This window comes from Serratia sp. CY44782 (genome assembly GCF_052168715.1).
GTDB lineage: Bacteria > Pseudomonadota > Gammaproteobacteria > Enterobacterales > Enterobacteriaceae > Serratia > Serratia nevei.
In genome coordinates this window covers 527,829-553,088 of record NZ_JBJNME010000001.1, presented here as the reverse complement: position 1 = coordinate 553,088, position 25,260 = coordinate 527,829, and the positions used below count along the sequence as shown (strand labels likewise).

21 protein-coding genes are annotated in these 25,260 nt (G+C 60.1%); all 21 read left to right on the top strand.

Translation table 11 applies throughout. The features are described from left to right. Nucleotides 1–71: 71 nt before the first annotated feature. The 21 genes from tssB to ACJ8HT_RS02575 all read left to right on the top strand — a co-directional run bounded on the left by tssB (nucleotide 72) and on the right by ACJ8HT_RS02575 (nucleotide 25,225). Nucleotides 72–608: a type VI secretion system contractile sheath small subunit gene (gene tssB, locus ACJ8HT_RS02675; protein ID WP_016927260.1), complete on the top strand. Its 537-nt coding sequence runs from the start codon at nucleotides 72–74 to the stop codon at nucleotides 606–608. 3 nt (nucleotides 609–611) lie between these two features. Further along, nucleotides 612–2,117: a type VI secretion system contractile sheath large subunit gene (gene tssC, locus ACJ8HT_RS02670; RefSeq protein WP_016927259.1), complete on the top strand. Its 1,506-nt coding sequence runs from the start codon at nucleotides 612–614 to the stop codon at nucleotides 2,115–2,117. A 67-nt stretch (nucleotides 2,118–2,184) separates the two neighbouring features. Continuing rightward, nucleotides 2,185–2,568, top strand: coding sequence for a Rap1a/Tai family immunity protein (locus ACJ8HT_RS02665; RefSeq protein ID WP_197652604.1), 384 nt, complete (start codon nucleotides 2,185–2,187; stop codon nucleotides 2,566–2,568). 263 nt (nucleotides 2,569–2,831) lie between these two features. Next, nucleotides 2,832–3,314: an Hcp family type VI secretion system effector gene (locus ACJ8HT_RS02660; protein WP_004961372.1), complete on the top strand. Its 483-nt coding sequence runs from the start codon at nucleotides 2,832–2,834 to the stop codon at nucleotides 3,312–3,314. A gap of 51 nt (nucleotides 3,315–3,365) precedes the next feature. After that, a complete protein-coding gene (locus tag ACJ8HT_RS02655) occupies nucleotides 3,366–3,845 on the top strand; it encodes a type VI secretion system amidase effector protein Tae4 (RefSeq protein WP_197652695.1) in 480 nt (159 codons plus the stop codon). 20 nt (nucleotides 3,846–3,865) lie between these two features. After that, nucleotides 3,866–4,204 carry a T6SS amidase immunity protein Tai4 family protein gene (locus ACJ8HT_RS02650; RefSeq protein WP_233502771.1) on the top strand — a complete coding sequence of 113 codons (339 nt, stop codon included), beginning with the start codon at nucleotides 3,866–3,868 and terminating at the stop codon, nucleotides 4,202–4,204. Nucleotides 4,205–4,273: 69 nt separating this feature from the next. After that, nucleotides 4,274–4,609, top strand: coding sequence for a T6SS amidase immunity protein Tai4 family protein (locus tag ACJ8HT_RS02645; protein ID WP_244664466.1), 336 nt, complete (start codon nucleotides 4,274–4,276; stop codon nucleotides 4,607–4,609). Between the two features lie 480 nt (nucleotides 4,610–5,089). Continuing rightward, nucleotides 5,090–6,826: a type VI secretion system-associated FHA domain protein TagH gene (gene tagH / locus ACJ8HT_RS02640; RefSeq protein WP_197652601.1), complete on the top strand. Its 1,737-nt coding sequence runs from the start codon at nucleotides 5,090–5,092 to the stop codon at nucleotides 6,824–6,826. After that, on the top strand, nucleotides 6,826–7,599 hold the full coding sequence (locus ACJ8HT_RS02635; protein ID WP_015378289.1) for a PP2C family protein-serine/threonine phosphatase: 774 nt from the start codon (nucleotides 6,826–6,828) through the stop codon (nucleotides 7,597–7,599). Before tagH ends, ACJ8HT_RS02635 begins: the two co-directional genes overlap by 1 nt. Nucleotides 7,600–7,627: 28 nt before the next feature. Continuing rightward, complete coding sequence (locus tag ACJ8HT_RS02630) at nucleotides 7,628–8,614, top strand: type VI secretion system-associated protein (protein WP_197652599.1); 987 nt, start codon at nucleotides 7,628–7,630, stop codon at nucleotides 8,612–8,614. A 15-nt stretch (nucleotides 8,615–8,629) separates the two neighbouring features. Beyond that, nucleotides 8,630–9,451 carry a type VI secretion system accessory protein TagJ gene (locus ACJ8HT_RS02625; RefSeq protein WP_341534848.1) on the top strand — a complete coding sequence of 274 codons (822 nt, stop codon included), beginning with the start codon at nucleotides 8,630–8,632 and terminating at the stop codon, nucleotides 9,449–9,451. A 2-nt stretch (nucleotides 9,452–9,453) separates the two neighbouring features. Further along, nucleotides 9,454–10,029, top strand: coding sequence for a type VI secretion system baseplate subunit TssE (locus ACJ8HT_RS02620; RefSeq protein WP_038876749.1), 576 nt, complete (start codon nucleotides 9,454–9,456; stop codon nucleotides 10,027–10,029). A gap of 4 nt (nucleotides 10,030–10,033) precedes the next feature. After that, nucleotides 10,034–11,920: a type VI secretion system baseplate subunit TssF gene (tssF, locus tag ACJ8HT_RS02615; protein ID WP_197652597.1), complete on the top strand. Its 1,887-nt coding sequence runs from the start codon at nucleotides 10,034–10,036 to the stop codon at nucleotides 11,918–11,920. Further along, nucleotides 11,917–12,987, top strand: a complete 1,071-nt coding sequence (gene tssG / locus ACJ8HT_RS02610; protein ID WP_197652595.1) for a type VI secretion system baseplate subunit TssG — start codon at nucleotides 11,917–11,919, stop codon at nucleotides 12,985–12,987. The genes tssF and tssG overlap by 4 nt, the downstream gene beginning before the upstream one ends. Before the next feature lie 57 nt (nucleotides 12,988–13,044). Further along, entirely contained in the window at nucleotides 13,045–15,699 is a 2,655-nt protein-coding gene (tssH, locus tag ACJ8HT_RS02605; protein WP_197652594.1) for a type VI secretion system ATPase TssH, read from the top strand. Nucleotides 15,700–15,748: 49 nt separating this feature from the next. Then, nucleotides 15,749–17,194 carry a serine/threonine protein kinase gene (locus ACJ8HT_RS02600; RefSeq protein ID WP_197652592.1) on the top strand — a complete coding sequence of 482 codons (1,446 nt, stop codon included), beginning with the start codon at nucleotides 15,749–15,751 and terminating at the stop codon, nucleotides 17,192–17,194. Nucleotides 17,195–17,337: 143 nt separating this feature from the next. Then, nucleotides 17,338–19,266, top strand: coding sequence for a type VI secretion system Vgr family protein (locus ACJ8HT_RS02595; protein WP_180547385.1), 1,929 nt, complete (start codon nucleotides 17,338–17,340; stop codon nucleotides 19,264–19,266). A gap of 55 nt (nucleotides 19,267–19,321) precedes the next feature. Further along, nucleotides 19,322–19,768, top strand: coding sequence for a DcrB-related protein (locus tag ACJ8HT_RS02590; protein ID WP_107226401.1), 447 nt, complete (start codon nucleotides 19,322–19,324; stop codon nucleotides 19,766–19,768). Further along, nucleotides 19,761–24,182, top strand: a complete 4,422-nt coding sequence (locus ACJ8HT_RS02585; protein WP_197652590.1) for an RHS repeat-associated core domain-containing protein — start codon at nucleotides 19,761–19,763, stop codon at nucleotides 24,180–24,182. Before ACJ8HT_RS02590 ends, ACJ8HT_RS02585 begins: the two co-directional genes overlap by 8 nt. 1 nt (nucleotide 24,183) lies before the next feature. After that, complete coding sequence (locus ACJ8HT_RS02580; protein ID WP_126180175.1) at nucleotides 24,184–24,672, top strand: hypothetical protein; 489 nt, start codon at nucleotides 24,184–24,186, stop codon at nucleotides 24,670–24,672. A gap of 175 nt (nucleotides 24,673–24,847) precedes the next feature. Next, a complete protein-coding gene (locus tag ACJ8HT_RS02575; protein WP_197652588.1) occupies nucleotides 24,848–25,225 on the top strand; it encodes a hypothetical protein in 378 nt (125 codons plus the stop codon). Nucleotides 25,226–25,260: the final 35 nt, after the last annotated feature.

Sequence of the window (25,260 nt, the reverse complement as noted above, 5' to 3'; positions counted from 1 at the left end):
GACCCGAATCAGAACCTGACTCTCCCAGCCGGACGAGGCGCGTTCCCAATCGCCATTAGATGGAGTAAATCATGTCAAACTCGAAATCCCGCAGCGGGCAGAAATTCATCGCCCGCAACCGCGCGCCGCGCGTACAGATTGAATACGATGTCGAAATTTATGGCGCAGAGCGCAAAATCCAGCTGCCGTTCGTGATGGGCGTGATGGCGGACCTGGTGGGTAAAGCTGTCGATCCGCAAGCCAGCGTGGAAGAGCGCAAGTTCATGGAAATCGACGTCGACAACTTCGACGAGCGTATGAAATCGCTGAAGCCGCGCGTCGCTTACCAGGTCGATAACACCCTGACCGGAGAAGGCAAGCTGAACATCGATCTGACCTTCGAAAGCATGGAAGACTTCTCCCCTGCCGCTATCGCCCGCAAAGTCGACGCGCTGGACAACCTGCTGGATGCCCGCACCCAGCTTTCCAACCTGCTGTCCTACATGGACGGTAAGAACGGCGCCGAGGAGCTGATCTCCAAGATCCTGCAAAATCCGGCGCTGCTGCAATCCCTGACCGACGCGCCGAAACCGGCGGTTAACGACGACAACAACGAGCGTGAGGATTAATCGATGAGCAACTCGCCTCAGCAACAAAATGCGTTGCAGACCACCGAGACTTTTTCCAGCGATGAATTCAGCGCGCTGCTGAACAAAGAATTCCGGCCGAAGACCGATCAGGCCAAAGAGGCGGTCGAGAACGCGGTGAAAACCCTGGCGCAACAGGCGCTGGAAAACACCGTCACCGTCTCTTCCGACGCCTACCGCACCATCCAGGCGCTGATCGCGGAAATCGACGAAAAGCTGTCGCAGCAGATCAACCAGATCATTCACCACGACGACTTCCAGAAGCTGGAAGGCGCCTGGCACGGCCTGCATTATCTGGTCAACAACTCCGAAACCGACGAGATGCTGAAGATCCGCTTTATGAGCATTTCCAAGCAGGAGCTGGGCCGCACGCTGAAGCGTTATAAAGGCGTAGGCTGGGATCAGAGCCCGATCTTCAAGAAAGTCTACGAAGAAGAGTATGGCCAGTTCGGCGGCGAGCCGTTCGGCTGCCTGGTGGGCGACTACTACTTCGATCACAGCCCGCAGGATGTGGAGCTGCTGGGCGAAATGGCCAAGATCGGCGCCGCCTCGCACTGCCCGTTCATCGCCGGCACCGCGCCGAGCGTGATGCAGATGGAGTCCTGGCAGGAGCTGTCCAACCCGCGCGATCTGACCAAGATTTTCCAGAACACCGAGTACGCCGCCTGGCGCAGCCTGCGCGAATCGGAAGACGCGCGCTACCTGGGCCTGGTGATGCCACGCTTCCTGGCGCGCCTGCCGTACGGCATCCGCACCAACCCGGTGGACGAGTTTGACTTCGAAGAAGACACCGACGGCGCGACCCACGGCAACTACACCTGGACCAACGCCGCCTACGCCATGGCCGCCAACATCAACCGTTCGTTCAAAGAGTTCGGTTGGTGCACCGCCATTCGCGGGGTGGAATCCGGCGGTGCGGTGGAAAACCTGCCGTGCCACACCTTCCCGAGCGACGACGGCGGCGTGGACATGAAGTGCCCGACCGAGATCGCCATCAGCGATCGCCGCGAAGCTGAGCTGGCCAAAAACGGCTTTATGCCGCTGGTGCACCGCAAAAACTCCGACTTCGCCGCCTTTATCGGCGCGCAGTCGCTGCAGAAGCCGGCGGAATATTACGACGCCGACGCCTCCGCCAACGCCCAGCTTTCCGCGCGCCTGCCGTACCTGTTCGCCTGCTGCCGCTTCGCGCACTATCTGAAGTGCATCGTGCGCGACAAAATTGGCTCCTTCCGCGAGCGCGACGACATGGAACGCTGGCTGAACGACTGGATCATGAACTACGTGGACGGCGATCCAGCCAACTCCTCGCAGGAAACCAAGTCGCGCAAACCACTGGCCGCGGCGGAAGTGCAGGTGGAAGAGATCGAAGACAACCCGGGCTATTACAGCGCCAAGTTCTTCCTGCGCCCGCACTACCAGCTGGAAGGCCTGACCGTCTCCCTGCGCCTGGTGTCGAAGCTGCCGTCGCTGAAGCAAAACGACGCGTCCTGATGGACTGAAGTCAGGCCGCGGTCACGCGGCCTGGCTGATACATCAACCTCATCACAGGGAAAGAAAGATGAAGGCAAAACGGTTTTATCTGGCATCGCTGTTGGCTGTCGTCTGCTCGTTCCCCGCCGTGCCGCCAGCTTTCGCAGAGCAGACATCGATAGCGCATTTGACGTCCGATGATGTCAATCTGCCAGGCAGCGACTTTTTCCGTTTCTATCGCAGTGCAGATAAACAGGAAAAAGAGAAAGCACGGATTTATTTGCTGGGCGTGTTGGACGCGACGGAAGGAAAAAGCTGGTGCCAATACAGCCAGCTACAAACCGTCACTCTGCAGGAGTTTGTGTTCGAATTCTTTAATAAACTTCCCGCTGCACGCCTGCACGAAAGGGCGGCCCCCCTGATTGAAGAGGCTCTTGCAACTCGATTCCCCTGCAAAGGAGGCAAAGTATGAAACCTTTATATCGTCAGCTTATCGTAGGCAATCCAGAACGCACGTGGAACCAAGACAACGCGAAATAATTAAGCATTGAGCCATTAGCACTTAATAGTGGCTCGGTAACCTGTACCGATAGTTTTCGGTATTTAAGAAGGTGCATGGCACAAGGATATAAATTGGTAATGCATTACCACACTTGCAATTCCTGCTGCTATTACCTGAGTTTTTCAACGTAACGTTAATACTACTGTTAACCCTTAATAAAGAGTGAAGAAACTATGGCTATTGATATGTTCCTGAAAGTTGAAGGTGCCAGCGGCGAATCTAAAGATTCGAATCACAAAGGCTGGACCGACATTACTTCTTTCTCCTGGGGCGCTTCTCAACCGGGCAATATGGGCGTTGGCGGCGGCGGTGGCGCCGGTAAAGTGTGCTTCAACGATCTGCACGTTAACGCGCTGGTCGACAAGTCAACCCCGGCGCTGCTGAAGCACTGCTCCAGCGGTAAGCACCTGACCAAGGTTGAGTTGTCTGTCTGCAAGGCGGGCGGTACTCAGGTTGAGTACGTCAAAATCACCCTGGACGACGTGCTGGTCACCGCCGTGCAGTACACCGGCGCAGGCGGCGAAGACACCGTGGGTGTCACCTACTCCTTCCAGGCGGCGAAAGTGAAACAGCAATACTGGGAGCAGAGCGACAAAGGCGGCAAAGGCGCCGAAAGCAGCGCAGGTTGGAACATCAAAGAAAACCGCGAAGCTTAATCTTCCCGCAAAGATGCCCCTGATTAGGGGCATCTATCAACAGAGGACGTTATAATGAGTCGCCCTTCATTCCAGCAAGCGTGGCAACGATTTAGCGAAATAAACGTAGATATTACTGATGTTGGCAAAAAGATCGGTGGAAATGTAGGTCTTAACATTGAGCTTGGCGTCAATGATCCATTGCAAGGATTCACCAATGCCTGCGCAATACGCATGAGTTACACGCTCAATTACTCTGGTTTTAAAGTTGAACGAGGCGCATGGAAGACCGTTTCAGGCAAAGATAAAAATTGGTACATTTATCGTGTCAGAGATATTATTAACTTCTTGAGCTATAAATTCGGCAAACCTGATAAAACGATAAAAAACCCTACCCCCAGTGACTTTTCAAAAGACAAAGGGATATTGGTTTTCACTGTTTCAGGATGGAGTGATGCCAGCGGGCACGCAACATTATGGAACGGTACAACCTGCTCAGATCATTGTTACTTTCCGAAGTCTAGCGAGGCATCTATATGGCTACTAAAATAAAATCCCTGTGTGTTGCAAGCATGATATTTTTGGGATGTACTCAAGCAGCTCAAGCCAAAGAAAGTTATTCCCCTGCCGAGTACCTCAAAAACTACGCGCTTAGCGTTTGTATCGCCGAGGGGTACTCAGCAAAAGAAGTCAAAAACGATGCCGCCGCTGCCGCCAGGGGTTACATGGAGTTCGGCGATTATTCTCTGGAAGCGCATACCGCTGTCAGGGCGCTGGCAAAAGAATTTCTGGCAAAGCACTATGACAGCATGTCTGGGGAGCCGATGACGATGGCAAAGTGCATCGATCTTGTACATAGCCAAGCGTTGCAAGCCATCATCAAGAAGTACCAAGGGAAAGACGACAACTGATATCAGAGTTGCTCAAACGACGGCTCATATCAAAGGTTATCTCGGATGAGAAGATACACGTACTTTTTAATGTCTCTGCTGCTCGGAAGCCATGTAGCCCTTGCTGAAAACTCGCTCAATGCTTTACCACAAGAGGCTCTATATAAAAATTGGTTAACCAGCCGTTGCATTGGGAAGTCCACTGACTCAGAAAGAACCAAGCAAGACGCCTTCCGTTCCGCTTCCGCCTATTTAGAATTGAGTAAACTGCCGATGGATGCATTTGAACAAGGTGAAAAACTGGCTGAACAGTACGCAAATAAAAATAGCCAAGGCTCAGTTCAAGGGACTTACCATACTTTAGATTGTCTTTCACTGCAGAACGCCAGTGAAGCTGAAGCCATTTTTAAACGTTACTCTAAGTAATAGTCAGGATTGTTGAATCCAATTTCATAAAGTTATCAACTCAAGAAAATTAAAATTTATTGATTATTAACATGACTCTAGACGTCACGCTATCAACTTACTCATATGGATTCTTACCTTCCTATTTTTCATTGTCGCTCATCACTTTAGTGGCATTATATTACTTAAAAAATTTATCGGCTCGCAAACACAATTATCTATTTTTTGTTTTCAACTGTCTCATTGTGGTTGCCATGGGCGTTATACAGCTCTCAATCTTTGCATACGGGAATGACTTTCTTAATCTCTTCTACCCACTAGGCAACGATAACTATGCCTCTATTCGCTACGGCAGTTTGATATTCACCTTTATCTACTTAACTCAACTACCAAAAAACACCTATTACAAAAAAGAAAAGAATAGAAGTTAGCCATCAGATTAGATGGCTAAATCAACATACGTCCAAAGCAGTCTACAATCCCTATCAGCAGGAATGCCTTATGCGATTTTCCATTGTAAAAAATAAAAGCGGCCAGGTTCCGCCGCAGAGCAGTTGCGATTTTCTGCCGCCGGGCGGCACCATCGGCCGCAGCGTGGACAACAACCTGGTGCTGCCGGACGAAGAGCGCGCCATTTCCCGCCTGCAGGCGATCGTGCATATTTCCGCTGACGGCGAATGCCGCATCACCAACCGCGGCAACGTTACCCGCGTGCTGCTGAACGACATTCCGCTGGAACGTGGCCGCCAGGTTGAACTGCAGGACGGCGACGTGCTCGGCATCGACGATTACCAGATTGAAGTCAGCGCGCTGCAACAGCACGCCGCGCCACAGGCTCAACCGGTGGCCAAGGCCGCCGCCGTTGCCGCTGCTGCGGCCCCAACAGCCGCCGCCAAAGAAAAATCCGCCGCTCCAATCCCCAACGAAATCTGGGACAGTCTGGTGGAAGAATTTACCCCGAATGTGCCGGCCGCCGTCACGCCGCCGCCGGTCGCCAATCCTGGCAACCACCCGCTGCTGGATACCCCCGCTCGCGAGCTGAACCCGGCCGATCCGCTGGCACAGCTGGCGGGCGATGTCGATCTGCGCCAGCTGCAGCAGCAGCAAACCGATCCGGCGGCGCTGTTCAACACCGACACCACCTTTGAGCGCGAACACATCCTGGCCGATACCACCCCCAGCGCGCTGCTGGCGGAACAGGCTGCGCCAGCGCGGCCGGCAACCCCGGCTCAGAATGCGCAGCAACCGGAGCAAGAGCTGGATCCGCTGGCGCTGTTCGGCGGTTCATCCGCTCCCGCGTCGCCCGAGACGCTAAACAGCAACGATCCGCTGGGGCTGCTGATGGGCGGCGCCGTGCCGCTGGCTCAGCCGGACGAGCCGGTACAGCCGTCCGCGCCGCCGTCTCCGCCTCCGATCGCCGCACAACCGCAAGCGCCACGCCCAGAGCCGACGCCACCACCCGTGCAGACGCCTGAGCCACAGCCCCAACCCGTGCCGCAGTTCAACCAGCAGGAACCGCCTGCGCAGCCGCCGCGCCCGCGCCAGGGCAACCGCCTGGGCATCGATCCGGTCGCCTACCAGTCCGCTCAACGGCAGCACGCCGCCGCGCCGAATGGCGACACCTTAGAGGGGCCGCTGCTGACGGCGCTGTTGCAAGGCATCGGCCTCGACGATCTGCAGCCGCAGCCGCACTTCGACGAACGGCAGATCCGCCAGGCCGGCCGCCTGCTGAGCCTGTTCTCGCAGGGCACCGTCGCCCTGCTTTCATCCCGCTCGATCCTCAAGCGCGGCGTGAAGGCCGAGATGACCATGATCCTCGACGAGGCCAACAACCCGTTCAAGCTGCTGCCTTCGGGCAAAACGGTGCTGATGCAGATGTTCGGCAGCCAGATGCCGGGCTTTATGCCGCCGGAGCAGGCGGTGCGCGATGCGCTGATCGACCTGCAGGCGCACCAGCTGGGGATGATCGCCGGCATCCGCGCCATCATCGCCGCCATGCTGCAGTCGTTCAACCCGGAGCGCCTCGAAGAGGAAGCGCGCAAGGAAGGCGTGGCACCGCGTCTGTCGCTGCCCGCCAACCGCAAGGCTGCGCTGTGGGACTACTTCGTGAAGAACTATCAGCAAACCTCCGGCGAAATCGAGGACGATTTCCACACCCTGTTCGGCGAAGCCTTCCTGCACGCCTATGACGTTGAAGTGAATCAATACAAAGACTCACAGACCAAACCGGACGCGTAATGAATATCACCATAGCCTCTACCTCCAACCAGGGCGGCCGCGCCTCCAACCAGGATCAGACCGGCGAGGTGCTCGGCAACCGCGCCGCCTGCTTCGTGGTGTGCGACGGCATCGCCGGCTTTCCGGGCGGCGATATCGCCGCCAAACTGGCGCGCGACACTATTTTGCAAAACTTCGACGGCGAAAAGCACCTGAACGCCCAAAGCATTCGCCAGCACATTACGCGCGCCAACGCCGCCATCCACCAGCAACAGCGACAGTCGGACGAATACAGCAAGATGGGCACCACGCTGGTCAGCCTGTTTATCGATCGCGATTACCAGCTGGCCTACTGGGCGCACGCCGGCGACAGTCGCCTGTACCTGTTCCGCCGCGGCTACCTGCATGCCGTCACCACCGACCACAGCCTGATCCAGCAGATGCAGGACGCCGGCTATCAGACCAACGGCATCAACAGCAACCTGCTGTATTTCGCGCTGGGGCTGAACGAAGAGCGCGACGCCACCTACAGCGACGTGCTGCAGCTGGAAGACGGCGACGTTTTCCTGCTGTGCACCGACGGCTTCTGGCACAGCTTCAGCCAGGCCGAACTGGAACAGTCGCTGCACATGGTCAACTCCCCCAGCGAGTGGATCGCCCTGATGCAGCAGGCATGGAAGAAAAACAATAACAGCGATAACTACAGCGCTATCGCCGTCTGGATTGGCTCACCGCAGGAAACCACCCTGCTGCATTCGCTGGCGGATGCGGAGCGGTTTCTGAGCCGCGACTGAGCAGCGCACATTCACAGCAAGGTTCACTATGAAATATTGGATGCCGGGGCTCGTCGCCCTGATGGCGGTACCGACCGCGCAGGCGATGAACTATCGCCTGGTTTACTCCCCCAGCCAGAAGCTGGAAGTGTTTATCGATGACGTCAAAAACAGCAATCCCGAAAGCTGGTGCGGCAAGAGCATCCCGCTGCGCATCGTCTCGGCGCAAAGACAAGACCCGGCGGTGCTGAACGACTTTCTGCCGCGCGTCGGCAATCTGTTGGAAAAACAGTGCCCGAAAGCCGGCCACCTGCCCTGGACGCTGACCGACAAGCGCGGTGAAAAGCTGGCCAGCGGCGAAGCCGCCAAAGCGCGCGGCTGGAAACCGGTGGTCAAACAGGAGGCCGTCGAGCAGCCGGAAACCCCGCCGCAGCCGGCGATCCCTGCGGCGGTAGCCGTGACCTCTCCGCAGGCGGACACCGCGCCGCCTCAGCGTTTCAACCTGCCGCAGGGCTGCCACTTCCGCACCTTCTGGCGTGACGAAGCCAACGGTGGCGCGTTGTTCATTCCCGCCGGCGACGCGCTGCGCTGCGGCGAGGACGGCTGGCTGCAGGGCAGCGGCGCGGTCACGCTGCAACAGGGCGGCCAAACCCTCTCGCCGACGTTGTGGTTCCTGCAGGGCTATCCGCTGGCGCAGCTCAACGGCGGCGATCGCCCGCTGACCGTCGTCAGCGCCAACGCCCAACGGCTGGTGCTGGGCGGTAACCCGCAGGCGCCGGGCAGCTTCCTGCTGCTGAGCTTCGAACCGAAGCTGCACGCCTGGGCGTTCAACGGCGAAGCGATCGTTGAAATGCCGCGCGTCGACGCCGCCGACGAGAACAAGGTCAAACAGCGCCTGCAGCAGGCGCAAACCGCCTGGCAGCCGCTGCTGAGCGCCCCCGCTCCGCTGGCCTTCAAGCTGGTGGAAAAGCTGGCCGCAGACCGGGTCGATCCCGCCAGCGGCAGCTACCTGTCGGTTAACGGCGCCACTCACTGATTATAAGGAAAGCCCGTGAAATCATTAGCAAGCATGCTGCAAGGCCAGTCGATCGGCGCGGCCATCACCGCCGTCGAAAACGATATCAAGGCGAAACCGGCGGATGCCGACCTGCGCGCCGCGCTGGTGCAACTGCTGTGCCTGAGCGGCAACTGGACGCGCGCCAACGCGCAGCTGAAATCCTGGCAGGCGCTGAAACCGATCGCCCAACCGACCACCCTGCTGCTGATGCAGTCGGTCAACGCCGAGCTGCAACGCCAGGCGGTGTTCGCCGGCACGGCCGCGCCGGCGCTGCTGCGGCAGGATCAGCCCTGGCTGACGCTGATGGTGCAAGCGCTGCATCAGGATGCGCAAGGGGCAGCCGAAGCGGCCCAGGCGCTGCGCGACGAAGCGCTGGAAGCCGCACCGGCCGGCGCCGGGCGGTTAAGGCTGGCCGAAGGCGACCAAGAACGGCAGCTGAGTTTCGACTGGCTGACCGACGGTGACGGCCGCCTCGGGCCGGTATGCGAGTTGGCGCTGAACGGCGTTTACTACTGGCTGCCGTTCGCCGACATCGCCGCGATCCAGTTCCAGGCGCCGCAGAGCGCCATCGATCTGGTGTGGAGCCACGCGCTGGTACGCCTCACCGACGGCCGCGAACAGGTGTGCCAGCTGCCCGCCCGTTATCCGCTGGCCGAAGGCAGCGACGACGCGCTGCTGCTGGGCAAACGCACCGAATGGCAACCGTTGGGCGACGGCACCCACTATGCGGGGCTGGGCCTGAAGACCTGGCTCAGCGAAAGCGACGAATTCCCGCTGCACAGCCTGCGGCAGTTGAGCTTCGACGCGAGCGCCTGAACATGAACGATAAGCGTCCACCCCACTACGACGGCGGCGATCTGCGCCGCCAGGGCTATCGCTATCGTCAGGACAGCGAGCGCCTGACGTCGCGCGACAAAATGCAGCCGGTGCTGCTCGACATGCTGACCGACGACGAACCGCAGAAAAAGCAGGAAGCACAGGTGCGCAACCTGGTGTCGCACAGCGAGCTGCGCCGCCGGGTGCTGCGCGATCTGCAGTGGCTGTTCAACTGCGTCAACAGCGAGTCCAATCTGGATCTGGGCGATTTTCCACAGGTGCGGCGCTCCACCCTGAATTACGGCATCGCCTCGCTGGCGGGCAAGCGCATGTCGGACATCGAATGGCTCGACATTCAGCGCGCGCTGACCGAGTCCATTCTCCATTTCGAACCGCGCATTTTGCCCGAGGGGCTGCAGGTGCGCTGCATCTCGGACACCGGCTCGCTGGAGCTGCACAACGTGCTGTCGATCGAAATCAAGGGCCGCCTGTGGTGCGTGCCCTATCCGCTGGAGTTTCTGTTCCGTACCGACGTGGATCTGGAAAACGGCCACTTCGATCTGAAAGACATAGGGTAAGGCGATGGACAGTAAACTTTTAGATTATTACAACCGCGAACTGGCCTATCTGCGTGAGATGGGCGCCGAGTTCGCCGAACAGTACCCGAAGGTCGCGGGCCGTCTCGGCATGCGCGGCATCGACGTGGCGGATCCCTATATCGAGCGCCTGATGGAGGGCTTCGCCTTCCTCACCTCGCGCGTGCAGCTGAAAATGGACGCCGAGTTCCCACGCTTTTCTCAGCGCTTGCTGGAGATCATCTACCCCAATTACCTGTCGCCGACGCCGTCGATGGCGATCGCCGAGCTACAGCCGGACAGCAGCAAAGGCGACATCAGCAACGGCTTCGTGGTGCCGCGCGGCACCATGATGGACAGCCAGACGCTGAAGAAAAGCGGCATCACCTGCAGCTACACCACGGCGCATGACGTCACGCTGCAGCCGGTGCGCATCGCCGGCGTCGAGCTGGGCGGCATTCCGGCCGATATCCCGCTGGCCTCGCTGGGGCTGCAGCACAGCGGCTGCGTCAGCGCGCTGCGCATTCGTCTCGAGTGTTACGAAAGCGTGACGCTCAACAACCTGCAGCTGGATCAGCTGATGTTTTACTTGGCCGGGCCGGACATGCAGGCGCAGCAGCTGCTGGAACTGCTGATGCAGCACAGCGTCGGATTGATCGGCCAAACAGTGGAGGCGCAGCCGCAGCGGCGGGCGCTGGCGCTGGACGGGCTGCGGCAGGAAGGCTTCGCTGCCGAACAGGCACTGTTGCCCAACGATCTGCGCAACTTCGAAGGCTACCGGCTGCTGCAGGAGTACTTCGCCTTCCCGGCGCGCTTCCAGTTCTTCAGCGTCAACGGCCTGCGCCCGCTGCTGCAGAGCGTGCGCGAAGGGAAAAGGGCGCTGCGTCAGTTCGAGATCGTGGTGCTGCTGGATCGACACGACGCCGCGCTGGAACGGGTGGTCGACGCCGCTCATTTGGCGTTGCACTGCACGCCGGTGATCAACCTGTTTCCGAAGGTCGCCGAACGCATCGCGATCAACGAAAAAAACCACGAATATCATCTGGTGGTCGACAATATCCGGCCGCTGGATTACGAAGTGTTCTCGGTGCAGCGGCTCGGCGGCAGCGCCAGCGAAAAGCGTTACGAGCAAGAGTTTCGGCCGTTTTACAGCACCCTGAGCGCGGACGACGGCAACTATGGCGCCTACTTCTCGCTGCGGCGCGAACAGCGCACGCTGTCGGAGCATGCCCGCCGCTACGGCACCCGCACCGGCTATGCCGGTTCGGAAGTGTTCGTGTCGCTGGTGGACGAGCGGCAATCGCCGTGGCACAGCGATCTGAAATACCTCACCGCCGACGTATTGTGCACCAGCCGCGACCTGCCGTTGATGCTGCTGCAACAGGATCAGGGCAACTTCGTGATGCCCGACTCGATCCCGATCAAGCAGGTCTCGCTGCGCAAAGGCCCCACCCCGCCGCGCCCGGCGCTGGCCGAAGGCATGATCACCTGGCGGCTGATCAGCCAGCTGCAGCTGAACTACCTCAGCATGATGGACGGCGATCCGGAACAGGGCGCCGCCAGCCTGCGCCAGCTGCTGGGGCTGTACGGTAACCTGAGCGAGCCGGCGATCGCCAAACAAATTCAGGGCGTGCGCCACTGCAACCTGCGGCCGGTCTATCGGCGAGTGCCAGAGCCGGGTCCCATCGTGTTCGCACGCGGCATCGCCATCGATCTGACGGTCGATGAGCAGGCGTTCTCCGGCAACAGCCCTTACCTGCTCGGTAGCGTGCTGGAGCGTCTGTTCTCGCGCCTGGTGGCGATGAACACCTTCACCGAGATGACGCTCTCCAGCCAACAGCGCGGCGAAATCGCCCACTGGCAGGCGCGCATGGGCAAAAGGACGCTGATATGAGCGCGGAGATGATCGCCACCGAACTGGCGCCGCCGCAGATCAACGCGCTGTATCGCCTGCCGGACGACTTCTGGCCGCGGCTGCGCAGCGCGCCTTACAAGCACGATCTGTTCCAGCTGCTGCGCCGTATCGACGCCCAGGGCGGCCAGCCTTACCTGCTGGGGCGCGCGCCGCTGCCGCGCCACGAGATGCTGCGCCTGGGTCAGGAGCCGTCGCTGTCGTTCGCGCCTTCTACGCTGGCGCAGGTGGCACCGCGCGCCAACAGCCCGCTGCACGACGTATCTATCTTCAGCTTCGGCTTGTTCGGCCCCAACGGGCCGCTGCCGCTGCACCTGACCGAATACGTGCGCGAACGGGTGTACCACCATCAGGACAACACCCTGCTGGCGTTCACCAACCTGTTCCATCATCGGCTGATGCTGCTGTTTTATCGCGCCTGGGCCGACGCGCAGCCGACGGTATCGCTGGATCGCCCGGACAACCGGCGCTTCGACGAGTATCTGTCGAGCCTGATCGGCATCGGCCAACCGGCGCAGCAGGAACGCGACAGCATCAACGCCCACGCCAAACATTTTATGGCCGGTCATCTGATTCGCCACAGCCGCGATCCGGAAGGCCTGAGCAAAATTTTGCAGCAGTATTTCAAGGTGCCGGTACGCATCGTCGAGAACGTGCCGCACTGGCTGCGGGTGGAGCCGCGCGAGCAGGCGCGGCTCAAGGCCGGGCGCGGCGCGCCGCGGCTCGGCGAATCGGCCTTTCTCGGCATCGCGGTGCGCGATATCCAGCACAAATTCCGCATCGAGCTGGGGCCGATGCCGCAGCAGGACTATGACCGTTTCCTGCCCGGCGCCGACCTGTGCCGGCAGCTGCGCGACTGGGTGCGCCAATACCTGGGCATCGAGTTCGTCTGGGAAGTCCGTCTGATCCTGGCGAAGGAACAGGCGCACGGCCTCCAGCTCGGCGGCGCGCAGCGATTGGGCCTGAGCAGCTGGCTGGCCGACGATCGGCGGCAACGCGATCTCGACGATCTGATCTTCAGCCCCGAACCGCTGGAAAATCCGTTCTGACCCTATTTCGGCCGGCGCCCTGCGGCGCCAAGGCCACTCTGAGACCTGAGGAAAACCATGTCTGAAATCAGCCGCTCGGTATTATTTGGCAAACTGGATAGCCTGTTATTCACCTCTCTGGAAAGTGCGACGGCGTTTTGCAAGCTGCGCGGTAACCCCTACGTCGAACTGGCGCACTGGCTGCATCAGCTGATGCAATCGCCGGACGGCGATCTGCAGCAGATCGTCCGCCACTTCGCGCTGGACGAGGCGCAGCTGGCGCGCGACATCGTCGAGGCGCTCGATCGCCTGCCGCGCGGCGCCAGCGCTATCTCGGATCTGTCCGAGCACATCGACAGCGCGGTAGAACGCGCCTGGGTCTATGGCTCATTGAAATTCGGCGCGGCGCGCATCCGCGGCGGCCACCTGCTGCTCGGCATCCTGAAAACCTACAGCCTGCGCCATCTATTGAAGGCCATTTCCCCGCAGTTCGAGCGCATCAACGCCGATCTGTTGATGGATCAGTTCGCCGCCATCACCGCTCACTCGGCGGAAAACGCCCAGGATGCGCCGGCGGAAAGCAGCGCCGAGAACGTATCCGGCGCGCCGCGCAGCGGTGAAAGCGTGCTGGCGCAGTATGCCCAGGATCTGACCGCCAGAGCGCGCAACGGCGAGATCGATCCGGTGGCCGGCCGCGATGAAGAGATCCGGCAAATCATCGATATCCTGATGCGCCGCCGCCAGAACAACCCGCTGCTGACCGGCGAGGCCGGCGTCGGGAAAACCGCGGTGGTGGAAGGCCTGGCGCTGCGCATCGTGGCCGGCGACGTGCCGCCGCAGCTGCGCGACGTGAAACTGTGCCTGCTGGACATCGGCATGCTGCAAGCCGGCGCCGGCGTCAAAGGCGAGTTTGAAAAACGGCTGCAGGCGGTGATCGACGAAGTGCAGTCCAGCCCGACGCCGATCATCCTGTTTATCGACGAAATTCACACCCTGATCGGCGCCGGCGGCGCCCAGGGCACCGGCGACGCCGCCAACCTGCTGAAACCAGCGCTGGCGCGCGGCCAGCTGCGCACCCTCGGCGCCACCACCTGGTCGGAGTACAAAAAATACATCGAGAAGGATCCGGCGCTCACCCGCCGTTTCCAGGTGGTGCAGGTACACGAGCCAAGCGAAGACAAAGCGCTGCTGATGCTGCGCAGCACCGTCAGCCCGCTGGAACAACACCACCGCGTGCTGCTGCTGGATGAAGCGGTAGACGCTGCGGTGCGGCTGTCGCATCGCTATATTCCGGCCCGCCAGCTGCCGGACAAGGCGGTGGCGCTGCTGGATACCGCCTGCGCGCGCGTGGCGGTCAGCCAACACGCCGAGCCTGCCCAGGTCGAAGACTGCCGCCACCGCATCGATGCGCTGCAGATAGAGTTGGATATCGCCCGCCGCGAGGCCAAGGTGGGCATCGGCGATCCCCTGCGCCCGCAGGAGATTGAAGCCCAACTGACCGCGCTGAGCCAGGAGTTGGAACAGTTGACCGACCGCTGGCAGCAGGAGCTGGCGCTGATCCAAGAGATCATCACACTGCGCGCCCAGCTGCACCGGCAGGAAGAAGAGTCTACTGAAGAAGAGACGCAGGCGCGCCCTGACGCCGACGCGCTGCGCGCCCATCTGGGCGAACTGCAGCAGCAGCTGAGCGCGCTGCAGGGCGAGGCGCCGCTGATCTTCGCCGCCGTCGACGCCAACATCGTGGCGGCAGTAGTGGCCGACTGGACCGGCATCCCGCTGGGCCGCATGGTGAAAAACGAGATTGAGGCGGTGCTGCAACTCTCCGACACCCTGAACCAGCGCGTGATCGGCCAACGCCATGCGCTGGATCTGATCGCCCGCCGGGTGCGCACCTCACGGGCGCGGCTGGACGATCCCAACAAGCCGGTCGGGGTGTTCCTGCTGGCCGGGCCATCCGGCGTCGGCAAGACCGAAACCGCGCTGGCGCTGGCGGAAACCCTGTACGGCGGCGAGCAGAACGTCATCACCATCAACATGAGCGAATTCCAGGAGTCGCACACCGTTTCGACGCTGAAAGGCGCGCCCCCGGGCTATGTCGGCTACGGCGAAGGCGGCGTGCTGACCGAGGCGGTACGCCGCCGTCCTTACAGCGTGGTGCTGCTGGACGAAATCGAGAAGGCGCACCCGGACGTGCATGAGATCTTCTTCCAGGTGTTCGACAAAGGCTGGATGGAGGACGGCGAAGGCCGCCATATCGATTTCCGCAACACCATCATCATCCTGACCTCCAACGTCGGCACCGATCTGATCGCCGGACTGTGCAGCGATCCGGAGCTGCTGCCGGAACCGGAGGCGCTGAGCGGCGCGCTGCGCCAGCCGTTGCTGTCGGTGTTCCCGGCCGCCTTGCTCGGCCGCCTGCTGGTGGTGCCGTATTACCCGCTGACCGACGCCACGCTGGGCAACATCGTGCGCCTGCAGCTGGGCCGCATTCAACGTCGCCTGGCGGAGAATCACGACATCGTCTGCACCTTCGACGACGCGGTCATCGAGCAGATCGTCAGCCGCTGCACCGAGGTGGAGTCCGGCGGCCGCATGGTCGACGCCATCCTGACCAACACCCTGCTGCCGCAGATCAGCCACACCCTGCTGACCGGCAGCGCCAACGACCAGCGCTATCGCCAGCTGCATATCGCGCTGCAGAACCACGAATTCATTTGTCAATTTCAGGCATAACGCCGCGGCCGCCGAAACGGTGGCCTTTTGAACACAGAGAGTCATCACTATGTCGGGAACCGGGATAACCAAACCGAATTCGAACAGCCTGCCGAGCGGCTATCGGTTCAACGAATTCGAGATCCAGGAAGCGATCGGCGAAGGCGGCTTCGGCATCGTCTACCGCGCCTACGATCACCAACTGGAACGCACCATCGCCATCAAAGAATACATGCCGACCTCGCTGGCGAAACGCAACGACAATCTCAGCATCGGGCTGCGCGGCGAGCGTTTCGGCAAAACCTTTCAGGCCGGGCTGAACAGCTTTATTCAAGAGGCGCGCCTGCTGGCCCGCTTCTCGCACCCCGGCCTGCTGCACGTGCTGCGCTTCTGGGAAGAGAACGGCACCGCCTACATGGGCACCCAGTTTTACAGCGGCACCACGCTGAAGAACCTGCAGGCGCAGCAGCCGGAGAAGATCGACGAGGCGTGGATCCGACGGCTGCTGCCGCCGCTGTTCAGCGCCATCAACACCATCCATCAGGAAGGCTACCTGCACCGCGACATCTCGCTGGATAACATCCAAATTCAGGAGAGCCAGCTGCCGGTGCTGCTGGACTTCGGGTCGGCGCGCAAAGAGATCGGCAACCTGTCGGACGAAACGGAGATCATGCTGAAGCCGGGCTTCGCACCGATCGAGCAGTACACCGAGAACAGCGACGGCGAACAAGGGCCCTGGACCGATATCTACGCGCTGGGCGCCGTGCTGCACACGCTGATCGTCGGTTCGCCGCCGCCGGTCAGCGTGGTGCGCAGCATCGAAGACAGCTACCAGCCGCTGGCCGAGCGTCGCCCCGCCGGTTATTCGCCGGAGCTGCTGCGCACCGTCGACCGCGCGCTGGCGCTGAAGCCGGAAGACCGCCCGCAGACCATCGATGAAATGGCCGAGCTGTTGCATCTGCCGATCGCCGATGAAAACGAAATCGTCAGCACCCCGGCCGCCGCGCCGGAGAACCTGCTGGTCGCCGCCAACCCGGCCGCCGCAGCCGCAGCCGCCGGCGCCGTTACCGCACGCAGCACCCGATTCTCGCGGCCGATGATGGCTGGCGCCGGCGTCGCGGCACTGCTGGTGATCGGCGCCGTCGCCTGGCTGAGCGGCGGCAAGGACGATACCCAGGCCGTGGCCCAAAACACCGCGGCGTCACCGGCGCAGAAAACCCTGACGGAGCAGCCGAGCGCGCCGCAAACCGCGCCATCTGCGCCGGTGGAACCTGAAAAGGCGGCGCCGCCACCGCAGCCGGTGGCGCTGGTGTATTTCAAACTGCAGCCGGGCGAGCAGGTCAGCCTCGACGGCAAGCCGCAACAGGTGACGCCGGGCGAAAACGGCTTCGCCAGCCTGAACCTGGCGCCGGGCCGTTATCAGCTGGAGATCCGCCACAACGATCGGCTCCGCCAGCAGCGACTCAGCATCGACGCCGCCGGCACCTGGTTGGTCAATCCGGCCACCGCCGGTTAATTCCGTTCTGAAGCCCCGTCGCGGCGGGGCCTCCCCTATTTCATGAGACTGACGCACCGCTGCCCACCCTCATTGGCCGCGCGGCAAGGCCGCTGCAACGCTGGGGTAAGCAGAACACGACGTCAATCACAGAGGACGTTCTCATGTTGGATCGCATTATTGCGCACACGCCGCTGGGCCAGGAGCAGTTGCTGTTCCGCTCACTGGACGGCATCGAAGCGCTTTCCACCCCTTTCGACTTCTCTATTGAATTGCTGAGCACCGACGCGCGCCTCGATCGCAAAGCGCTGCTCGGCCAACCGCTGACGCTGGAGATCCCGACTCAGGGCTTTCTCAGCGCCCCGCGCTACCTGAACGGCAAGATCACCGCCATCGCCGTCAGCAGCGAAGAGATCGGCGGCACCCGCTACGCGGTGTATAGCCTGCACGTGCAGCCGGATCTGTGGCCGATGACCAAGGACCGCAACTTCCGCATCTTCCAGGAACAGACGGTGCCGCAGATCGTCAAGACCCTGTTGGCGGAGCACAACGTGCAGCTGGAAGATCAGCTGACCGGCGACTATCGCCTGTGGGGCTACTGCGTGCAGTACAACGAAAGCAGCTTCAACTTCATCAGCCGCCTGATGGAGTTGGAGGGCATCTATTACTATTTCAAACATGAGATGGGCAAACACACGCTGGTGCTCGGGGATGCGCCCCACCACCACCAGCCCTATCCCGGCTACGAGATGATCCCCTATCACCTGACGCCGTCCGGCGGCAGCACCAGCGAGGAAGGCATCAGCCAGTGGACGTTGTCCGATCGCGTCACGCCGGGCATCTACAGCCTGGACGACTACGATTTCCGCAAGCCGAACGCCTGGCTGTTCCAGGCGCGGCAAAACCCGGTCTCGCCGACGCCGGGGCAGATTGACGTCTACGACTGGCCGGGCCGCTACACCGAGCATCAGCAGGGGGAGTTCTACGCCCGCGTGCGCCAGGAAGCCTGGCAGGCCGAACATCAGCAGATCCGGGGCACCGCCACCGCGCTGGGCATCGCTCCCGGCAGCACCTTTACGCTGTATAACGCCCCGCACGCCGACGACAATCGCGAGTACCTGACGCTGCAGGCCAACTACCATCTGAAAGAGAACCGCTATGCCAGCGGCGACGATCAAAGCAGCGAGCACCGTATCGACTTCATCGTGCTGCCGGCGGACGTGCCCTGGCACCCGCCGCAGCAGGCCACCTGGCCGAAAACCCACGGGCCGCAGACCGCCCGGGTGGTCGGCCCGGCCGGCGAATCGATTTGGACCGACAAATACGGCCGCATCAAGGTGAAATTCCACTGGGACCGCTTCGGGCCGAAGGACGACGGCAGCTCCTGCTGGGTGCGCGTCTCCAGCGCCTGGGCCGGCCAGGGCTACGGCGGCGTGCAGATCCCGCGCGTCAACGACGAAGTGGTGGTGGACTTTATCAACGGCGATCCGGATCGGCCGATCGTCACCGGGCGCGTTTATAACGAAGCCAGCATGCCGCCGTGGGCGCTGCCGGCCGCCGCCACCCAGATGGGCTTTATGAGCCGCACCAAGGACGGCACCGCCGACAACGCCAACGCCCTGCGCTTCGAAGACAAGGCCGGCGCCGAACAGGTGTGGATCCAGGCGGAACGCAACATGGACACCCAGGTCAAAAACGATGAGAGCCACACCATCGATAACGACCACACCCACCTGGTGGGCGGCAACCAGATCAAACGGGTGGTGCTCAATCAGGCCACCGGCGTCAAAGGCGATGCCTCCGCGCTGACCGGCAAAACCCGCAGCGACGCCGTGGTTAACGCCTTTACCCTCGGCTCCGGCGAATCGCTGCGGCTGGAGTGCGGCGAAAGCGCGATCGAGCTGCTGGCGAACGGCCAAATCAACATCACCGGCACCAGCTTCAATATCACGGTGAAAGAGGACGGAGAGATCAATACCGGCGGCCAGCTGGATCTCAACCAGCCCGGCGGCGCCGCACGCACCGCCGCACCGGGCGGCGGCCATCAGGCGGCGATCCAGAGCGCCGTCGATCAGCTGTTCCCGAAATCCTGATGCCGACGCGGCCCTGCGCCGCGCCCTTTCCCCCTGATTACTTGCAAGGACATCCATGGATTACCTTTTCCAGGAAGGCTATTTCACCCTCCCCGCCATCGCCTGGCAGGACTGCACGGTCAATATTCTCAAAAACCCGCAAACCGGCGCCTCGCTGGTCATCACCCGCGGCATCATTCCGCAAGGTGCCACGCTGGAGGACGAATTCGAGAAGCAGTGGCAAGCACTGCTGCCACAGATCAGCGATTTGCAACAGTCGCCGCGCCGGCGCATCAGCGCCGGGCCGCAGGGCCATCTCAAGGCGATTGAAGTCACCAGTCTCTTTATCCGCGCCGGACACCACCATCATCAGCATCAGTTGGCGGTGCAGCCGGACGAGAGCCAGACGTTACTGATCGTCACCTATGCCGCCATGCGCCCCTTCACCCCCGAGGATGACGCTCACTGGCAGCAGGTGAAAGCGTCGCTGGTCTTGAACACAGTGAACAATAGCCATGGCTGAGATCTGGGCAGCAAGAAAGGATGACGAACTGATCCACACCAGCGCGTTGGCGGACATCGCCAGCGCCGTCGCCGAAGTCGCGGTGTATGCGGTGGCGACCGCCGCCGTGTCCGCCGCCGCGGCAGCCGCAGCGCCGGCATTGGCAGGGGTGGCGGTGCTCGGCGCAGCGGCGACGGCGGCCTCCGGTTGCGTTGGCGCCGGGCTGATCGTCGGTTTTGCCACCAGCCTGACCGGCGTCGGGGAACATATCAGCAACGGCTGCGACGCCGTGGCCAACTGGCTCTTCCCGCCTTCCGTCTCCGGCGTCATTCTCACGGGTTCCCCCAATGTCTTCACCAACGCCAAACCGGCGGCACGCGCCGCCGGTCGCTTACTCACGCCCGCAGAGATCAAAGCGTTACCGGCGCCACAGCCGCCACAAAGCTTCTGGGATTATGGCGCCGAGCTGCTGGCCACCGGCGGTAATATCCTCTCGCAGCTGTGGCAGCCCAGCGTCGCCGGCCCCAGCCAGCCCAGCCAACCGCTGGAAGAAGATAAAATCAGCTGTGACAAACATCCGCTTCCGCAATACCTGGCGGAAGGCTCCAGTAAAGTATTTATCAACGGCCAACCGGCCGTACGCAGTAATGACCGTTCAACCTGCGAGGCGAAAGTCTCGACCGACGTCTCCAAAAATGTGCAGATCGGCGGCGGAGCGGTGGTGGTACGCGACATCAAGAGCGGCAAACTGCCGGGTATCGGTTTAGCGTTGACCGTACTGCCGCTGCTGCTCGGTAATCCGGCCAAACTGGTTAAGAACCTGCCTTGCATGATCGGCGGCGGGCTGGCGGCGGCGGGCGTTAACGCCCTCGGTGAAGCTATCCACGCCGCCTTTAACCCGGTGCATGCCGCCACCGGCGCCAAGGTGTTGAACGGCGAAGAAGATCTGGACCTGTTGCTGCCGGCACGCTTTCCGCTGGTCTGGCAGCGCAATTACAACAGCCGCAATGACTATCAGGGACTGTTTGGCCACGGCTGGCGCACGCCTTTTGAAACCTGGGTCGATCTTGGCGACCGGGACGGCGGCGTTGAGTGTTGCCTGCATGATGAAACCGGTCGTGAGCTACGCTTCCCGCTGCCTGGGGTGAACCAGCCGAGCTTCAGCGCCGGTGAAGGGCTGATGTTCCGCCGCGGTGAAGAGGGACAGCTGCTGATCGCCGACACCGACGGCAGCGTCTGGCGGCTGTTCGTGCCGCTGCCGCAGAACCCTTCCCGCCTGCGGCTGGTGTCGTTGAGCGATGAGTACGATAACGCGCTGCTGCTGAACTACGACGAACGACAGCGCCTGAGCCGCATCGTCGACAGCGCCGGCGCCATGACATTGCGGCTGGAATACGGCGATCCGCGCTTTGACGATCGCGTCACCGCCTTGCGGCATAACGACGAACCACGCGTGCGCTACCGTTATGACGACGGCGGCAATCTGCATCAGGTGATCGACGCCGGCGGCTTGGTCACGCGTGAATTTCACTATAACGCCCAACATCTGTTGACCCGCCACCAACAGGCCGGTGGGCCCAGCTTCGAATATCGATGGGCGATGTTCGACGACTGGCGCGTGGTGGAACACCGCGACAGCGCCGGCGGCGGCTGTACAATCGACTACGATTTGGCCGCCGGGTTAACGACGGTCACCGAGTACGACGGCTTGCGGCACCAGCACCGCTGGAACGCCCAACGGCTGATCGTCGAATATACCGACGAGCGTGGTGAGGTCTGGCATTACCAATGGAATGACGAGGACATGCTGATCGCCACGCGCGATCCGCTCGGCCACGGCTGGCATTTCCGCTACGATGAAGTCGGCAATCTGGTCGAGGAAGAAGATCCGCTCGGCCATATCCGCCTCACCGGTTGGCTACCACAGCGCGCGCTGCCGATCAGCGTCAAGGAGCCCAACGGCGCCACGCAGCATTTCTACTACGACGAGCGCCATGCCTTGATTGCCGAGATCGGTGCGCTCGGCCATAGCCAGCGCTACCTGCGCGATGGCTATGGTCAGGTGGTGCAAGCCGTCGACGCCAACGGCGGCATCAGCCATTTCGCTTATGATGAGCACGGGCAATTATTGCGCGCCCGCGATTGCTCCGGCAAACAAACCCTCTACAAATATACGGCTCAAGGCTGGCTCCGCGAGGTGACCGACGCCTCCGGCGAACGCGTTCATTACCGCTATGATGCAGCCGGCCGCCTGACACAGCTGCAGCGTGCCGAGGGCTGGCAGGAGACGCTGAGCTGGAACGCGCAGGGCCAGCTGGATCGCTATCAGGGGGCCGATGGGCGCCTGACGCATTATCGCTATGACGAAGCCGGCCGCCTGCTGGCCACGCGCAATCCGCTCGATGGCGAAGTGGTGCGCCACTACGACGCCCGCGGCCGATTAACGGCGCTGCGCAACGAGAATGCGGAAAGCTACCTGTTCCATTGGACGGCCTGCAACCTGTTGCAGGAAGAAATCGGGTTGGACGGCGTCAGCACCCGCTATCGTTACGACGAATGCCGCCGGGTCGTCGAGCGCCGCTTCGCCGCCAATACCTCCGCCGCCTTCTCGCACTATTTCAGCCATGACGGCGCCGGCCAACTGGTGAGCAAACAGACGCCCGATGGAGAAACCCGCTACCGCTACAGTCCGCTCGGCCAACTGCTGCATGCCGCCAGCTACCGCGGCAACGCTTGGCATGACGAGCCGACAGCGGCTCAGAACGAGGTCAGTTTTGACTATGACTTGCTGGGGCGGGTGACCCGTGAGCAAGGTGCCAACGGTACGCTACGCTATGATTACGATCCGATGGGTAACCGCACGCAAACCACCTTGCCCGACGGACGCACGCTGCGCGCACTGTACTACGGCAGCGGCCACCTGCTGCAGCTGGCGCTGGACGATATCACCCTCAGCGAGTTCGAGCGCGACAATCTGCACCGCGAACTGAGCCGTACGCAGGGTCGCCTGACCAGCCGAGTGCATTATGATCGGCTGGGGCGCAAAGACCGGCGGGAGATCTTCAATGACAACCGCCAGCGCCCGGCGCCGGCCAGCAGCTCGCGCCAGTGGTCTTACGACTATCAAAACAACCTGACGCGCGAAGAACACAACGCCAACCCGTTCTCCTACCAGCGTTATCAGTACGATGCCACCGGTCGATTGCTGAGCCGAGACGGCACGCTGCCGGATACCGAGCGCTACCGTTACGATCCGGCATCCAACCTGCTGGATGAGGGGCAATTCCGCCAGCGGCACAACCGCGTACTGCATTATCAGGGGATTGATTATCGGTACGATGTCTTTGGCCGCACGGTGGAAAAACGCAAAGGCCACTACCGTTGGCAATATCTCTACGACGCCGATCATCGCCTCTGCGAGGTGGTGCGCTATAGCCAACATCGCAGCGAAGCCCAACAGCATGTGCAGTTCCACTATGATCCGCTCGGGCGGCGCACGCAAAAGCGAGTGTGGCATCAAAGTCAGGATCTGCGCCAGCCGGCCGGAAAATGCCAAACCACCACTTTTTTGTGGGAAGGTTTCCGGCTGCTGCAGGAAACTCGCGACGGCATGCCCCTCACCTACGCCTATGCCGATCAGGGCAGCTATGAACCTTTGGCGCGCATCGACGGCCACTCGCCGGCCCAGGTGTTTTACTTCCACACGGCACCGAACGGCGAACCGGAAAGCCTGACCGACAGCGACGGAACGCTGCGCTGGCAGAGCCACAGCAGCGCCTGGGGCCGCACAAAGTATGAGGAATATCAGCAAGATCTGGATTACTCCCAAAACCTGCGCCTGCAGGGGCAATACCTGGATCGGGAAACGGGATTGCACTACAATTTGTTCCGCTATTACGATCCGGATATCGGCAGATTTACCCAGCACGATCCGATAGGTTTGGCCGGCGGGATCAACCTGTACCAATACGCGCCGAACCCGCTGGGTTGGGTGGATCCTTGGGGATGGAAGCCACGATGCGCAGCAACCAAAGCCAACGATCATAATCAGGCAGCTTTTGGTCGACAATGGCAAGGTCGAGGTATCTACAAAGGACGAGACTCTTGGTCAAATATCATGTTGAAAGAAGGTGACATTGTTTATGGCGGCGCTCCAGGGCAATCTGGTTTTTACTTCAACAAGGCGACGCTAGATGCTGCAGGTGGCAGTAGAGCCAAGCTATGGGAAAGTTTGCAGGTGCTTCCACATGAAAAATTTGGTTATAGATCTAAAATACAAGCATATAGAGTAAAAAGAGAAACGATTGCAGGAACAGGTAAAGCGATATCTCAAGACCCAACGAGATTCGGCGAAGGCGGAGGAACTCAATTTTTCCTTTCTAACTATAAAACTGTTCTTGAGCCAATTGATAAGCCTTTTGAAATTGGATTGTAAAATGCAACTAGATACTTATGACGGAACACTAGAGCTCGCGGGAATAACGCTAGGTACAGCGACAACCCGAGAAATGCTAATAAAAGGCTCCAGATTGTGGGAGGGTTGGCCAGAAAAGTCAGATGGTAGGACTACATCATACAGAACAATAATCAGTACAAAAAAAGAAAAAACCGGCGATATATATATAATTGCCGACTTCTCCGGGGCCTTCATTACAGATGCAGTGCTTTGCAGTTGGCGTTTTGCGCCTGAAAAACTCATGATGGGAATACAAAAAAAAGTAGAAGGTGCTATTACCAAAAATCTTCGAACATGGTTTTATGAAAAAACTCATATACAACTTCCAGTTAGTGGTTCATGGGGGCATATTGACGCTGCTTATGACCCACATAATTTAACGGGAACAATAGTGTGCAACTATCGCAGTGCATTTCATACTGAGGATGAATGGCGAAAATATTGCAAAAGGAATAACATAATTTATTAAAAAAGAGGAAGCTCATCCAAATTATTATATAAAAATTCACACACTCATTCCATAATGTAGAGTGTGTGTGATTTTTCACCCCCCCTCGAATATCGCAAATAATTACATCTTCACTTCGCACACTAACAATCAATAAAGGCATGAATCATTTATTCACTAGATCTATTTAAATATTATGAACAAAGAGAAAATTGTCATTACCCCATCAAACAGGCAACTGTTTGATGGTAACGAAGAGCAGTTTCGTTTGTTTAAAAAAGAAGTATCCATCCCTAACTCTAACGAAAAATTACTTTATGATAACAGCTCCGCGATACCCATATGGGATATAGATGAAGACATCAGAAAGGCGATAGCAGAAAAAATAAGCGAAATAAAAGTCATAGAGTACCCACATGACCCAATACCTTCATATAAAAATGAAAACTTGGATATCTATGTTCAACCAGTAGAATCAGAATCGCACAGAAATAGAATCACAATAATCACTGCGGCGGGAGAGTCACAACCAGCAAGATATAAGATAAAGTTGCTGGGTTTCATTCTTCGTTAACGTTAATGTAACTCCCCCATCAAAAGGCTCCCAGA

Excerpts from the sequence above, each read along its gene's own strand:
- tssB (WP_016927260.1), top strand. The coding sequence starts at position 72 with ATGTCAAACTCGAAATCCCGCAGCGGGCAGAAATTCATCGCCCGCAAC.
- tssC (WP_016927259.1), top strand. The coding sequence starts at position 612 with ATGAGCAACTCGCCTCAGCAACAAAATGCGTTGCAGACCACCGAGACT.
- ACJ8HT_RS02665 (WP_197652604.1), top strand. The coding sequence starts at position 2,185 with ATGAAGGCAAAACGGTTTTATCTGGCATCGCTGTTGGCTGTCGTCTGC.
- ACJ8HT_RS02660 (WP_004961372.1), top strand. The coding sequence starts at position 2,832 with ATGGCTATTGATATGTTCCTGAAAGTTGAAGGTGCCAGCGGCGAATCT.
- ACJ8HT_RS02650 (WP_233502771.1), top strand. The coding sequence starts at position 3,866 with ATGATATTTTTGGGATGTACTCAAGCAGCTCAAGCCAAAGAAAGTTAT.
- ACJ8HT_RS02645 (WP_244664466.1), top strand. The coding sequence starts at position 4,274 with ATGTCTCTGCTGCTCGGAAGCCATGTAGCCCTTGCTGAAAACTCGCTC.
- tagH (WP_197652601.1), top strand. The coding sequence starts at position 5,090 with ATGCGATTTTCCATTGTAAAAAATAAAAGCGGCCAGGTTCCGCCGCAG.
- ACJ8HT_RS02635 (WP_015378289.1), top strand. The coding sequence starts at position 6,826 with ATGAATATCACCATAGCCTCTACCTCCAACCAGGGCGGCCGCGCCTCC.
- ACJ8HT_RS02630 (WP_197652599.1), top strand. The coding sequence starts at position 7,628 with ATGAAATATTGGATGCCGGGGCTCGTCGCCCTGATGGCGGTACCGACC.
- ACJ8HT_RS02620 (WP_038876749.1), top strand. The coding sequence starts at position 9,454 with ATGAACGATAAGCGTCCACCCCACTACGACGGCGGCGATCTGCGCCGC.
- tssF (WP_197652597.1), top strand. The coding sequence starts at position 10,034 with ATGGACAGTAAACTTTTAGATTATTACAACCGCGAACTGGCCTATCTG.
- tssG (WP_197652595.1), top strand. The coding sequence starts at position 11,917 with ATGAGCGCGGAGATGATCGCCACCGAACTGGCGCCGCCGCAGATCAAC.
- tssH (WP_197652594.1), top strand. The coding sequence starts at position 13,045 with ATGTCTGAAATCAGCCGCTCGGTATTATTTGGCAAACTGGATAGCCTG.
- ACJ8HT_RS02600 (WP_197652592.1), top strand. The coding sequence starts at position 15,749 with ATGTCGGGAACCGGGATAACCAAACCGAATTCGAACAGCCTGCCGAGC.
- ACJ8HT_RS02595 (WP_180547385.1), top strand. The coding sequence starts at position 17,338 with ATGTTGGATCGCATTATTGCGCACACGCCGCTGGGCCAGGAGCAGTTG.
- ACJ8HT_RS02590 (WP_107226401.1), top strand. The coding sequence starts at position 19,322 with ATGGATTACCTTTTCCAGGAAGGCTATTTCACCCTCCCCGCCATCGCC.
- ACJ8HT_RS02585 (WP_197652590.1), top strand. The coding sequence starts at position 19,761 with ATGGCTGAGATCTGGGCAGCAAGAAAGGATGACGAACTGATCCACACC.
- ACJ8HT_RS02580 (WP_126180175.1), top strand. The coding sequence starts at position 24,184 with ATGCAACTAGATACTTATGACGGAACACTAGAGCTCGCGGGAATAACG.
- ACJ8HT_RS02575 (WP_197652588.1), top strand. The coding sequence starts at position 24,848 with ATGAACAAAGAGAAAATTGTCATTACCCCATCAAACAGGCAACTGTTT.